1 protein-coding gene is annotated in these 15,847 nt (G+C 65.4%); it reads left to right on the top strand.

The genetic code is table 11. The features are described from left to right. The first annotated feature begins 479 nt into the window (after positions 1-479). On the top strand, positions 480-15,830 hold the full coding sequence (locus tag ACIPPQ_RS15910) for a DUF5801 repeats-in-toxin domain-containing protein (protein ID WP_446545043.1): 15,351 nt from the start codon (positions 480-482) through the stop codon (positions 15,828-15,830). The last annotated feature ends 17 nt before the right edge of the window (positions 15,831-15,847 follow it).

The raw sequence follows: 15,847 nt of genomic DNA, 5'->3' as shown, positions 1-15,847 counted from the left end.
TCGGGCGGCTTCCGGGCCAGAATGGCATCCCGCCGGAAGTGCGGATTTTGGAATCTTCTTACATGGTAAGGTTTAATTGTTTCCGGTTTGGCCAAGTAAGGAATCAGTCGAGGAACACTAAGACTCGCGTCGATCCTCACTCTGTGACGCGAAAATTTACGACGAAGCGTTGGTTTTTGTGGTTCGGATCGGGACAGAAAAGGCGGTCCCTTCGGCGGTTTTGATCTCCGTGCGCTTTCAGCATCATATTGAATTTTTTAAATATTCGCTTTGAATAAATGACGGAAATTCGTCGGTATCTGCCAGCAAAATTCCGATATCTAAAAATGTGTTAACGCGCTTGCGGAGTCTGAAAGAACCATGCTCTCCTAAAGGGGTAGGGGAGTCCGAGTCGTCGGACTGATGGGTCGCACTGAAATTTGGGAGCTTTTGCTGTGCCGTTTTCGGCGCAGGGTGCGGCGTATTCGAGGGAAACTGACATGGATGCTTTTGACAATCCGGCCCGGGGTGGAATGGCGGGTTCGCAGCGCGATGGGGCGCCGACCGACCAGACGAACCAGGCAGTTGGGGGCAGCGAATTTCTCGCCGCAGCGGCGAAGGTGACGGCGGCGGCATCGGCGGTGCCGTTGATGATCCAGGCGATCCTCGTTCCCGACGCGAGCGGGCGTATCGTTCTCCCCGCCGGCGCGTCGATCGACGACATCACGGTTTCGGGTACGGACCTGATCATCACGCTGCCGAACGGGCAGGTGTTCATCATTCCGGGCGGCGCGGTCGACATTCCCGCGATCGTGGTCGACGGCGACACGGTTCCCGCCAGCACGGTGGCGCAGCTCCTCGAAAATCTGGACGACCTGAACCCCGAAGCGGGTACCCGCAGTTCGGGCGGCAATTTTGCCGATCCCGAAGGGGCCATCCAGGACCCTTATGCGCTGGGTGACCTGCTCCCCTATACCGAACTTGCCTTTCCGCAGCCCGAAGAGCGCGAACTGCTGCCCGACGTTCAGGACGAAGAGCCGACGATTTCGATCGTCACCCCCGACCAGCCGGCCGGGTCACTCGACGCGACTTCCAGTGTCAACGAGGCCGGACTGCCCGCGCGTGGCAACGAGCCCGCAGGCAGCAACAGCGCCGCGAACAGCGAAACCGTCACGGGGTCGATCGTCTATGACGCCCCCGACGGCCTGACATCGATCACGATCAACGGCACCGCCGTCACGGCGGTCGGCCAGGTGATCACCACGCCGCTCGGCCAGCTGACCGTTACCAGCCTGACGCCGGGCAATGTCGGGTACAGCTATACGCTGACCGACAACACCAACGCGAACAACAACCCGACCGATGTGTTCAACATCGTCGTCACCGACCGCGACGGCGACACCGCGCCCGGGCGCCTGACGATTTCGGTCGTCGACGACGTGCCGACCGCGCGCAACGACACCGACCAGCTCGCGGGCGGCACGCGCGGCCCCGAAACGGGCAACGTCCTGACCGGCGCGGGGACGACCAGCGGCGCCGCCGGCGCCGACACGCAGGGCGCCGACGGCGCGACCCTGACCGGCATCCGCGGCGCGGGCAGCGAAAGTTTTTCGGCGCCCGGAACCGTGCAGGGCCAATATGGCACGCTGACGATCAACGCCAACGGCAGCTATAGCTATGTCCGGAATCCGGGCACGCCGGGCGGCGTCAACGACGTCTTCACCTATCGCATCACTGACGGCGATGGCGATACGTCGACCGCGACGCTGACGATCGCGATCGGCAACAGCCCGACCCCCGAGCCGCCGGAACCCGTCGTCGCGACCGTTTTCGAGGCGGGCCTGCCCGCACGCGAAGGCGAATCGGCCGGATCGAACAGCGCGGCGACCAGCGAGACCACATCGGGCACGATGTCCTTCTTCTCGTTCGACGGTGTTGCCAGCGTCTCGCTCGCGGGAACCGTGATTACGCCCGGAAACCTGCCGCAGACGGTGTTCAGCGACGCGACGGGCCGGCTCGTCGTGACGAGCTACAGCTATGATCCGGTGACGGGGCAGGGTTCGGTCGGTTTCAGCTATACTTTGCTCGATAACACGCTTGCCGATCCCAACCAGCCGCTCGATTTCAGCCTGGTCGTCACCGACCTCGATGGCGGCGGCACCGGCCGCGACCTGCTGATCGACATCGTCGACGACGCGCCGACCGCGCGTCCCGATGTCGACAGCGTGACCGAAGACGGCGGCGTCGGGGAAAGTGCGCCGACCGCCGACGGCAACGTCTTGACCGGCGCCGGCGGTGCCGATGCGAACGCGACCGATGGTGTTGCCGATGTGCAGGGCGCCGACGGAGCGACCGTGACCGGGGTTACGGGCGGCGCTGTGGGCGAGCCGCTTGCAGGCGCCTATGGCACGCTGACGCTGAACGCGAACGGCAGCTATTCTTATGTGCTGAACAATGCGGCGCAGCCGGTGCAGGGCCTTTCGGCCGGGCAGACGCTGACGGAGGTCTTCACCTACACGATCGCCGATGGCGACGGCGACACGTCGTCGACGACGCTGACGATCACGATCAACGGCGCCGACGACGGCGTGACGATCAATGGTTTGGGCGTCCGGGGCGGTGAAGTCGTCGTTGACGAGGCGAATCTCGCCGACGGTTCGTCGCCCGACGCGGCGGCGCTGACCCAGCCGGGCAGCTTCACTGTTTCGACCCCCGACGGGCTCGGCAATGTAACGATCGGCGGCACGCAGGTCGTGACGAACGGCGTTTTCACCGCGGGCACCGCGACGAGTCCGCTCGGGGTCGTCAACATCACCGGCTTCACGCCGGTGCTCGGCGCCGACGGATCGGTGATTGGCGGCACCTTCACCTATAATTACGTCCTTTCGGACAATACTCTGACCCATAGCGCGCAGGGCGAAGACAATGTCTTCGACAATTTTGCGGTCGTCGTGACCGACAGCGACGGGTCGAGCGCGACCGACAGCCTCGACGTGCGCATCATCGACGATGTCCCGACCGCGCGCGACGATGTCGACAGCGTGAGCGAGGATGGCGGAACCGGGGAAAGCCCCCCGACCGCCGACGGAAATGTTCTGACGGGCTTGGGTGGCGGCGACGCCAACGCGACCGACGGCGTCGCCGACACTCAAGGCGCCGATGGCGCAGCGGTTACGGCGGTGGCCGGCGGCAGGCTGGGCGAGCCGTTCGCGACCGCCTATGGCACGCTGACGCTGAACGCCGACGGCAGCTATAGCTATGTCCTCAACAACCAGGCGCAGCCGGTGCAGGGCCTTGCGGCCGGCGAAACGCTGACCGAGACTTTCACCTACACGATCACCGATGGCGACGGCGATACCGCGACCGCGACGCTGACGATCACGATCAACGGCGCCGACGATGGCGTGACGATCAACGGCCTGAATGCCGAGGGCGCCGAGGTCATCGTCAACGAGGATGACCTGGCCGACGGTTCGTCGCCCGACGCGGCGGCGCTGACCCAGCCGGGCAGCTTCACCGTGTCGACGCCCGACGGGCTTGGCAATGTGACGATCGGCGGCACGCAGGTCGTGACGAACGGCGTCTTCACCGCGGGCACCGCGACGAGCCCGCTCGGCGTCGTCAACATCACCGGCTTCACGCCCGTACTCGGCGCCGATGGATCGGTGATCGGCGGCACCTTCACCTATAACTATGTCCTGTCCGACAACACGCTGACGCACACCAGCATCGGCGAGGATTTCGTCGGCGACAGCTTTGCGGTCGTCGTGACCGACAGCGACGGGTCGAGCGCGAATGCCAGCCTCGACGTGCGCATCATCGACGACGTCCCGACCGCCAACCCCGACGTCGACAGCGTCAGCGAAGACGGCGGCACGGGCGAAAGCCCCCCGACCGCCGACGGCAATGTGCTGACCGGCACGGGCGGCAGCGACGCCAACGCGACCGACGGCGCGGCCGATGTGCGCGGCGCCGATGGCGCGAACGTCACCGGGGTTGGCTTCGGTCAGACCGCCGGCACCGTCGGGGCGCCGCTCGCCGGCGCCTATGGCACGCTGACGCTCAATGCCGACGGCAGCTATACCTACGTCCTCAACAATCAGGCGCAGCCGGTGCAGGGCCTTTCGGCCGGCGAGACGCTGACCGAAATTTTCACCTACACGATCACCGACGGTGACGGCGATCCGTCGCCGACGACGCTGACGATCACGATCAACGGCGCCGACGATGGCGTGACGATCAACGGCCTGAACGCCGAAGGTGCCGAACTGTTCGTCGATGAGGACGACCTGCCGGCGCGTGCGGGCGAAGCGGCGGGGTCGGACACGACTCCCGACAGCCTGACCGACAGCGACAGCTTCTCTGTCTCGACCCCCGACGGCATGGGCACGGTGGTGCTTACCAGCTTCAACGGCGTGCCGCTCGGCGCTCCGCTGACGCTCGTCGTCGCCAATGGCAATTTCACACCGCAGTCGGTGACGACCGCGTATGGCACGCTCAACGTCACTGGTTTCACCCCGGTGACCGGGGCCGACGGATCGGTGATCGGCGGGACGTTTACCTACAGCTATACGTTGACCGACAACCGCACCGATCATCCGTCGCTTGGTCAGGACAACCGCACCGACAGCGTCGGCGTCACCGTCACCGACAGCGACGGATCGACCGCCAGCGCGACGATCGATATCCGCATCACCGACGATGTTCCCGACGCGATCGATGACGCCACGATGCAGACGATCGAGAATGCGCCGGTCACGATCAACGTGCTCGCCAACGATGTGCAGGGCGCCGACAGCGTCCAGCCGTCGGCGGTCCAGCTTGTCGCGGGGTCGCTCACCGGCACCGGCACGCTCGTCAACAATGGCAACGGCACCTTCACCTACACGCCCGGCGCGCAGGAAACCGGGAGCATCAGCTTCCAGTACCGCGTCACCGACGGCGACGGCGATACCGATATCGCCACCGCGACGATTACCCTCGTCGCCGATTCGGCACCGCAGATCGGCAAGATTGCCGACGTCACCGTCGATGAGGACGGTCTCGCGGGCGCCAATGCCGACAATGGCCTGCCCGGCGAGGTGACCTCGACCGGCAGCGCGAGCGCCAATGGCACGATCACGGTCGATTTCGGCAGCGACGTCCCGGCAACACTCGCGGGCTCGCTCGTCCTCAATGACAGCGCCGCACTCGACACGCATCTGACTGTCAACAATGTGCCGGTGACGTTCGCCAAGGTCGGCAACGACCTCGTCGGCTCGGTCGGCGGCAATGAAGTGATCCGCATCAGCCTGACGACCCCGACGGCCGGCCCCGGCGCGACGCAGGTCACCTATGGCTATACCGTCACCCTGTCGCAGGCGATCGATCAGGCGACCCCGGGCAGCGAGGACAGCGATTTCCTCGCGGGCATCGGCTTCACCGTCACCGATAATGATGGCACGACCGCATCGGGCTCGTTCGGCGTCACGATCGTCGACGACCTGCCGACGCTCAATGTTTCGGATACGCCGACGACCGTCGTCGAAGGCGCGACCGCGACCGGAACCTGGACGCTCGACCGCGGCGCCGACGGCGTTTCGTCGGTCAACGTCAGCTTCGGCAGCGGCAGCGCGACGCTGTCGCTCGCGCCGGGAAGCAGTGTTTCGATCACGCAGCCGACGGGTACGCTGACGGTCAACGCCAACGGTAACTTCAGCTTTGTCGCCGCAGGCAACCAGAACAACACCACGAATCCGTCCGCCAGCTTCACCTTGTCGGCGGTCGACCGCGACGGTGATCCGACGTCGGACAGCCTGACGATCGCGATCACCGACGGCGCGAACCCGATCAGCGCGACACCGATCACGCTCACCGTGAACGAAGCGGCGCTTGCCGATGGCAGCAACCCGGCGAGCCCCGCCGAGGTTGCGAGCGGCAACCTCAGCTTCACGGCAGGTTCGGACACGCTGTCGGGCTTCGCCTTCACCGGCGTTGCCGGGCTTGTCGCCAACCTCGACGGCGCGGGCACGGACATTTATTGGACGATGGCGGCCGGCGGGCAGACGATCACCGGATCGCTGACCTCGAACGGCCCCGCCGCGATCACGATCAGCCTGACCGCACCCGCCAGCATCGCGCCCGGCGCGACCAACACGGCGACCGTCACGGTGACGCTCGCCGACAATCTGCCGCACGCACTGGCGATGGCCGCGCAAACGCAGGCGCTGGGTACCGTCACGGTGCAGGCAAGCGATATCGACGGCGATCTCGCAACGGGCGTCGTTACGGTGCAGGTCATCGACGATATTCCGACGATCACCGCGGTTGCGGGCGGCGTCAATGCGCTGACCGTCGACGACAGCGACCTGGCCACCAATGCGACCGCCAGTTTCGGGTTCGGACAGCCGGGCAGCCTGTTCAACGTCGCGTTCAACGCCGACGGCCCCGCGGCAGTCAATTCGATCGTTTACGCGCTCGGCGTGAAATCGACCGGCGTCGCGTCGGGCCTTGTCGATACCATCACCGGCCAGTCGGTGGTGCTGACCAACGAAGCCGGAGTCGTTTACGGCCGCACCAGCGGCAGTGGCGACGTGGTCTTCACCCTGTCGGTCGATGCGAACGGCACGGTTACGCTCGACCAGCAGCGTCCGATCTTCCATTCGCCCGACACGGGCGCCGACCAGGCGACGGGGCTCAGCGCCGCCGACCTGATCACGCTGACCGCGACGATCACCGACAGCGACGGCGACCCGGCGAGCGCGACAGCCAATATCGGCGGCGCGCTGACCTTTAAGGACGACGGCGTCAATATCGACATCAGCGTCGCGGGCGAGGCGAATATCCTGCTGACGACGCAGGACGGTGAAACGATCGGGGCCGCCAGCGACTTTGCGGTATCGACGGCGAATTTCAGCGATGCCTTCGCTTTCGCCAACGCCGATTTCGGCGAGGACGGCGCTGGCGCGATCACCTGGAACTATGCCCTGTCGCTCTTCGGTATCGACGGAGCGGATTCGGGGCTCGACAGCAATGGCGCGTCGATCTTCCTCTATAATGTCGCCGGCGTGATCACCGGTTCGACCGCGGCGAATGCGAGTGCGGTCAATCCCGGCAACACCATCTTCACGCTGGGTGCCAACGCCGCAAACGGCACGGTCACGCTGACCCAGTTTGCGCAGATCGACCATGCCGGTCCGGGCGTCGACAGCAATTTCGAAAGCCAGCTTGCGGTGCTCGCCGACAATCTGGTCCGCCTGACCGGCACCGTGACGATCACCGACCGTGACGGCGACACCGACAGCGCGACGCAGTCGATCGACCTTGGCGGCAACATCCGCTTCGCCGACGACGGCCCGGTGCTCGACGTCACGCTGAAGGCGGGCGCCGAACTGCGGATCGACGAGACCAACGGCGTCACCGCCGCGGGCACCGAAGTCGATCCCGACGCCACCGGCAACCTCGGTTCGGCGACGATCGCGATCGCTGACCTTTATACGGTCAATCTCGACGCGGGCGCCGACACGCCGATCGCCTACAGCTATGCCTTTGTCCTGGGCGGTGCGAACCCTGCCAGCGGCTACCTGATTTCGGCGACGAACGAGGTCATCCGCCTCTACCAGACCGGCCCCGGCACGGTCGAAGGCCGTGGCGAAACCTCGGGGAATGTCGCCTTCACCTTCACCGTCGCCGCGAACGGCACGGTCACGATGACGCAGCTCATCGCGATCGAGCATGGCAATACCGCGAGCAACGACGAAACCTCGCCCGGAATGAATGCCGGCGCGCTGCTGCTCCAGGTCTCCGCGACCGATTTCGACGGCGACTTCAGCCGCGATACCGTCGATCTCGGCAGCGTCGTGCGCATCGAGGATGATGGCCCCTCGATTACCAACGTTGCGGGTTCGGGCAGCGTCACGCTCGACGAAACCGGCGGGCTCGACAGCAATGTCACCTCGGCGGCGGCGGTCATCACCGCGAACCTCAACTTCGGTGCCGACGGCGCCGCGACGACGAACAGCATCGTTTACGGCCTGTCGCTGACCGGCAACGGCACGACTCCGCTGACGACCGCGGTCGGCGATTTCGCCATCTCGCTCGTTGCGACGTCGGCGACGACGATCGTCGGCCGTTACACCGATGGCGGCGGCGTGGTCCGCGACGCCTTCACCGTCACGATCAACGCCAATGGCACGCTAACCGTGTCGCAGCATGTCGCGCTCGAACATCTGCAGGACGGCCAGTTCCAGTTTCACAACGATCCGCTGACGCTCGACAATCTGATCACCGCATCGGTGACGATCACCGACAGCGACGGCGACAGCGTGTCGGCGACGAAGCAGGTCGGCGGCCAGGTCACCTTCCTCGACGACGGCCCGTCGGCCAGCGTGGCCGCGACCGGCACGATCGTCCTGAACGACGAGACCGCGACGACCAGCCAGGTATCGACCCTCGACACCGGCATGATCGTCAAGGGCGACGATCCGAACGTCGGCGGCGCGGGAGCGATCAGCATCGCCACGTCGGGCACTGCGATCGTCACCGTGACCCCCAACTTCGGGACCGATGGCGCCGCGGAGACCGGTTCGGTAGTCTATAATATGGGGCTTGCCTCTTCGGCCACGGGCCTCACGATCACCGACGGATCGCCGATTACCCTCGTCTTTTCGGGCGGTTCGATTGTCGGCCGGGTTGGCGGCAGCGGTGCTTTCGCCGGGCAGGCAGCCTTTGCGATCGCGATGGACCCGGCCACCGGCGTCGTCACCGTCGAACAATATCTGTCGCTCGATCACCCGATCGGGACCGATCCCGACGACACGCTGCAACTGATCGCGGGGTCGATCCTCGTCGGCGTCACGGTGAAGGATAGCGACGGCGATTTCCGCTCTTCGAACGTCATCGATATTTCGGGCCAGATCCGCTTCGACGACGACGGCCCGACGGTGAGCAATGTTGCGGGCGGCGCAAGCGTGACGCTCGACGAGACGGGCGGCTTCGATACCGTCACCTCGGCGACCCCGGTGATTACCGCGGCCTTTGCTTATGGTGCCGACGGCCCCGCAACCACTGGTGCGACCACCTATGGCATCGAACTGACGACGTCCGATCCCGAGCTCAACCCGGCGGCGGTCGACAGCGGGCTGAAGACCGCGGTGGGCGATTTTGCGATCATGCTGGTCGAAACCTCGGCGACGACGATCGTCGGCCGCTACACCGATGGCGGCGGCGTGGTTCGCGACGCCTTCACCATCACGATCAACGGTAATGGCACGCTGACCGTGACGCAGCTCGTCGCGCTCGAGCATCTGCAGGACGGCGCGCTGCCGCTGCACAATGATCCGCTGACGCTGACCGGCCTGATCACCGCCACCGTCACGATCAAGGATGGCGACGACGACACCGCGACCGGCAAGACCGAGATCGGTGACCAGATCACCTTCCTCGACGACGGCCCGACGGCCAATGCCGACACCAAAACGGTCGCCGAAGGCGCGACCGCGAACGGCAACGTCCTGACCGACAACGCCGACAGCTTCGGCGCCGATGGTCCCGATGCGACCACGCCCGCAGGCGGCGTCGTCGGTGTGCGCGTCGCGGGCGCCGATACGACGACTCCGGTCGTCACCGGCACCGGCACGGCCATCGTCACCGCGCTCGGCACGCTGACGCTGAATGCGAACGGCACTTACACCTATGTCGCCAAGCCGAACGTGGTGACCGGCACCGCGACCGACAGCTTTGTCTATACGATCCGCGATGCCGACGGCGACACGTCGACGACGACGCTGACGATCACGATCAACGATTCGGGACTCGCGGTGTCGAGCGACAATGTGATCGTTGACGAAGCCGCGCTGGCGACCGGCAGCAACCCGTCGGCGACGACCGAAGTCGCGACGGGTACGATCTCCGACAATATCAGCGGCGGCACCGGACCGTTCACCTATACCCTCGTCGGCAGCGGGACGGGCGCGCACGGCACTTTCGTCCTCAACCCCAATGGCGGCTATACCTATACGCTGACCAGCCGGATCGATGGCGTGACTGCCGACAATGGCACGAACACCGTCGATAATGCCGAAACCTTCACCGTTCAGGTGACCGACGCGAACGGCAACAGCGTCACGACGACGGTGACCGTCGACGTGATCGACGATGTCCCCACCGCGCGCGCCGATCCGGCGATCGTCGTGGCCGAGGATATTGTGGGGACGGTCGGCGGCAATCTGCTCGACGATGACACGCAGGGCGCCGACGGCGCGACCGTGACCTCGGTGACGATCGGCGCGACGACGACCGCGATCGCAGCGGCCGGCAACACCGTCATCACCACGGCGAACGGCGTCTATACCTTTGCCGCGACGGGCGTCTGGACCTTCAACCCGAATCCGGTGAACAATGCCGCGGCGGTGAATGCCGGCTTCAGCTACACGATCACCGACGGCGATGGCGATACAGCGGTGTCGACGCAGGCGATCAGCCTGACCGACGGCGCCAATCCCGTTGGCGGCGGGACGATCACGCTGGCGCTCGACGACCAGAATCTGTCCGACGGCTCGACCCCGGCAAACCCCGATTTTGTCAGCGGAACGCTGAACTTCACGCCCGGCTCGGACGCGATCGCCTCGATCGTCTTCGCGAGCAGCGTGGCGGGTCTCGGCGGCGGGCTGACCTGGGTGCGCGTCTCCGACACGCAGATCACCGGCTCGGACGGTGCGCGGCTCGTCGTGACGCTCGACCTCGTTCGCAGCGGCAACAACGCGTCGGTAACCGCGACGCTCAACGACAATTATGACGATCATCCGACGATCAATGTCGACGACCTCGCGAACCTCGGTTCGGTCGGCGTCGTCGCTACCGACGCCGATGGCGATCAGGCGACCGGCACGGTTACCGTAACCGTTTCGGACGACCTGCCGACCGCGCGTCCCGACACCGATTCGGTGACCGAAGACACGGCGACGGTTGCGACGGGGAACGTTGTGACGGGTGTCGGCACAACCAATGCGCCGGGCAGCGCCGATACGCAGGGCGCCGACGGCGCGGCGGTGACCGGCGTCGCCGTCGGGACCTCGGCGGTGGCCGTGACAGGCAACGTCGGTTCGGCGCTGGCGGGAAGCTATGGCTCGCTGACGCTCAATTCCAACGGCGGCTACACCTACACGCTGACCAATGGCAATGCGACGGTGCAGGCGCTCGGCGTTGGTGAAACCCTCGTTGAAACCTTCTCCTACACGATCACCGACGGCGACGGCGACACCTCGACGACGACGCTGAAGATCACGATCAACGGCTCGAACGACTTGCCGACGATCGGGACCGCGGCGACCGCGGTGTCGGACGAAGGCCTGCCGGGCGGGTTTCCCGACACGACGGGTACGGTCGATACGACCAACCTCACCGTGCGGACGGGAACGATCACGGCCACCGATCCCGACGGCGACGCGTTGACCTTCGCGCTCGGTGCCCCCGCGACTGCGCTGTCCTCGGGTGGTCAACCGATCGTCTGGGATACGACCAACCCGCAGCTGTTGCTGGGCAAGGTCGGCGCCAACACGATCATCAGCGTCTCGATCAACAACAGCGGCAACTTCACGGTGACGCTGTCGGGGCCGATCGATCATCCCAACACGACGCTCGAGGATGCGCTGTCTCTCGTCGTGCCCGTCAGCGTCAACGACGGGACGACGACGGTCACCAACGCGACCGCGCTGACCATCGGTCTCGAGGATGACTCGCCGATCGCTATCGCACCGCTCAGCGCGGCGCTGATCAACGCGCCGGGATCGTCGGTGTATCAGTCGCTCGATACCGACGGCGATGTCGACAATAATTATGGCGGCGACGGTCCGGGAAGCGTAATCTTCACCGCGGCGACGATTGCTGCGCTCCAGGCCCAGAATCTGACCGCGGGCGGTCTGGCGCTGAATTATGTCATTTCGGCCGGGGGCACCGTCCTCACCGCAGAAAAGCCGAACGGCGACGACGTCTTCATCATCCGCCTGCAACCGGCTGGCCACGCCGACCAGTATCAGGTCCAGATGGTCCAGAAGCTCGATTCGACCTCCACGGTCGATTTCAACGGCGGCGGTTACGACTTCGTCGGCGGCAATACGTCGTGGATCGGCTTCGTGAAGCCCGGCGACAACAACAGCTCTGACGTGCTGATCACGCCGATGACGAACAATGCCGACGGCGGCACCATGAACGCGAACGCCACCAATACGGGTGTTTCGGGCGGCAACAGCGTCGGACCGACCGAAGCCGTCCGCGTTGATTTCGTGATCGACCTCACCGGGAATCCGGCGAACGGGGATTATGCCACGCTGGCGAACCAGACCCACGCCTTCGATTCGCATTATAATGCGAACGGCGCGTCGGCGCTGTTCTCCAATATCCAGACCAGCAGCAGCGTCCGGCTAGTTGCCCGCGACGACAATGATACCGACAACGACGTCGGCGACGGTGTGAAGGATACGATCACCAAGGTTGCGATCAGCTTCAACAACGCCACGCTGACTGTGACGGCCAACGGCACCTATAATGTCGGCGGCCAGAACTTCACCGTGACCTTCGCCAACGGCGAAGCAACCGTCGCTGGTGTGGTCGCGAACACGGTCGTCGCCGGCTTCACCGCCGACGGTTACAACAGCATCGAATTCCACCATGCTGGCGGCGATACGTTCAAGATCGGCGATTTCGGCGCGGTTGTGCAGACCGAAAATCCGGTGAACTTCAACGTTCCCGTCACCATCGTCGACGGCGATGGCGACACCGCCCAGTCCTCGCTCGCGATCACCACGGCGTCGCCGCTGCTGGTCATTGGGTCGGCGACGGGCGACATCGCTGGCGAACCCACCGACCACGTCGTCTCCAACCCGCAGGGCCAGACCGACGGTGTGATCCAGGGCGGCAATTTCGACGATACGCTGGTCGGCGATCCGGGTTCGGTGACGATCACCGAAGGGCAGCAGGCGAACGTCGTGCTGGTCCTCGACAGCTCGGGCAGCATGACGACCCAGATCTCGTTCGGCGGCGGCACGATCTCGCGGATGCAGGCGCTCAAGAACGGCGTGAACGCGTTGATCGACAGCCTGTCGCAATCGGGCGCGCAGGACGTGCGCATCACGGTGATCGATTTCGACAGCAGCGGCACCAATCTGGGCACGTTCAACCTGATCGTGAACGGCGTGATACAGACGGCGCAGGTCACCTCGGCGAAGGCCGCCGTTAATGGCATGAGCGCCTCGGGGGGCACCAACTATGAAGATGGCCTCCAGGATGCGCTGAGCTGGATCAACGGCAACAACGGCATCGCGGGCGCCGACGTCAACAAGGTGGTGTTCGTTTCGGACGGTCTGCCGACATTGTGGAATAATGGCGGTAACGGGAGCGATTCCGATGCCACCAACGTCCAGAACGCGATGGACCAGGTGCTCGGCACCGACGGAACGAACGAGCCGCAGCAGATACTGGCGACGGGCTATTCGATCGACTCGATCGGCATCAACGTCAATTCGACGCTGCTGGCGCGGCTCAGCGATGTCGAGGACGGCAATGGGTCGGGCGGGACCGGCAGCGCGACGAATGCCGCGTCGGCCGAACAGCTCGCCGCGGTCCTGCAGGTGCTCGGCGGTTCGACCGACCTCGCTGCGGCAGGCAATGACACGATCAATGGCGGCGACGGTGCCGACATCATTTTCGGCGACGTCCTCTACACCGATGCGCTGGCGACCCAGTTGGGTGTGAATCTCGCGCCGGGGTCGGGTTGGGCGGTGTTCCAGACGCTGGAAGGCCGGACAAACGCCGAAACGCTGGATCCAGCGGGCAATGGCGCCGACTGGAACCGTCAGGACACGATCGCCTATATCCGCGCCAACCACGCCCTGCTGGCCCAGGAAAGTGGCCGGACGGGCGGCAACGACGTGATCAACGGCGGTGCCGGCAACGACATCATCTATGGCCAGGAGGGTAACGACACGATCGACGGCGGCGACGGCGACGATTTCATCAGCGGGGGCTCGGGCGTCGGCACAATCACCGGCGGGAACGGCAACGACACCATCATCGCGAGCACGGGCAACGGCAGCATCGTCAACGCGGGTACGGGCGCCGACCGGGTGACGATCAACGCGGGGGCGCTGACCTCGACCAACTGGTCGATCAATCTTGGCAGCGACAGTGTCGCCGACAAGATCATATTCAATCACAATGCCGTGGGGGATACGCAGCAAACGGTGGCGACCGTCGGCAGCTTTGCAGTCGCGGCGGACAAGGTCAGCATTTCGGTCAACGGTACGTCGGTGACCGACGGGACTTTCGTAACGGTCACCGCGGCCCAGACGGATATCGCCGCCGGTACCGAGGTGATCGAGCTGGTCAATGCCTCGTGGGTCACCGGCTCGCTCGCGAACGACGGCGATGGCAGCACGATCGAAGGCTTCATCCAGGCGGCCACCGACGACATTCCCAATGGAACCTACACCTTCATCGTCTATTCCGGCACCACCGCTGCGGCCGATGCCGGCATCTATTCGGTGACGATCACCGACAATACCAACCCCGGCAATGGCGGCATGGTGGTTGAGCATATCATGACGCTGAGCGGCGTCGGCTATGGCAACCTCACCGCCGCCAATTTCGTCGGGGCGGCCGATCCGATCATCCTCGATCTTGACGGCGACGGCTATCGCTTCGGCTCGACGGCTGCCTTCGACATCAACGCCGATGGTGCCGCCGATCAGGTGACGTGGAATTCGTCGAACGACGGCATTCTCGCGGTCGACCTCGACGGCAACGGCACGATCGACAGCGGGCGCGAAATCTTCACGCCCGGTTTCGGCGGCGGTAAATTTGCCAACGGCACCGAGGCGCTGGCGTCGCTCGACGACAATGGCGACGGCGTGATCGACGCGAACGACGCCGCCTTCGCAAAGCTGCTGGTCTGGCAGGATGCGAACGCTGACGGAGTGAGCGACGCGGGCGAGCTTTCGGGCCTTGCCGATCATGGCATCGCCTCGATCGCGACGGGCGCGGCCCATGCCGACGACACGATCGACGGGCAGGCCGTCACCGCGCGTGGCAGCTTCACCCGCACCGACGGTTCGAAAGGCGAATATATCGAAGCCCAGCTCGATACCCAGCTCGGTACGCGCGGCGCCGCGCGCGATGCAGAGGATGTCCAGCGCGCGCAGGGCAACCAGGCGCTGACCAGCTCGCTGGTCGCTGCCTCGCTGGTCGCGATGGTCCATGACGTCCAGCAGGACAGCGGCGCTGCCCCGAAATTCGCGGCGGAGGACACGTCGGTCGTTGCCTACACCGGAGCCAGCGTTACGCCGGCGACGGACGGCACACAGGTCGAGGCACCATCGAGCCCGGCCGGCGACGTTGCGGCGGAACCGAAGGATGCCGCCGCCGCGGAGCATTCGACCACGTCGGACGCCGACGATGCAAGCGCGGCTGCGATCGCCGATGCGAACGACAGCGGCGCGGCCGAACCCGCCGACCAATCGGACGACGGCGGCGCGCCCGATGCGCTGTTCGACATCGTTGCCGACCATATGTCGTCGGATGCGGGCGCGATGGACGGGCTGCTGGCGCTCGGCGAGGTGCCGGCGGTTGCCGCGGGCGGTGATGTCGCAGCGCATGATCCGGCGGCACAAGCGGTGCTCGCCGAGGTGCTGGAGGGTGGCAACGCCATCGATCACATCATCGATGCGGTCACGGGCGGCGCGCCGGTACAGGTGGCGACCGGCGAAGCGCAGGGTTTCGACCTCGCGCAGTTCCTCGATCAGCAGGTGGCGTCGTCGGGCGGTGCCCATATGCCGACCCCGTCGCTGGAACAGGATCTTCACAGCATGGCGGCGGCCTGATCGGGCCTTTTTAGAAC

This window comes from Sphingopyxis sp. LARHCG72, from assembly GCF_052871675.1.
This window is presented reverse-complemented; position numbering and strand designations above follow the sequence as displayed.

What these genes read in the sequence shown, in the direction of transcription:
- ACIPPQ_RS15910 (WP_446545043.1), top strand. Translation starts at nt 480, where the DNA reads ATGGATGCTTTTGACAATCCGGCCCGGGGTGGAATGGCGGGTTCGCAG.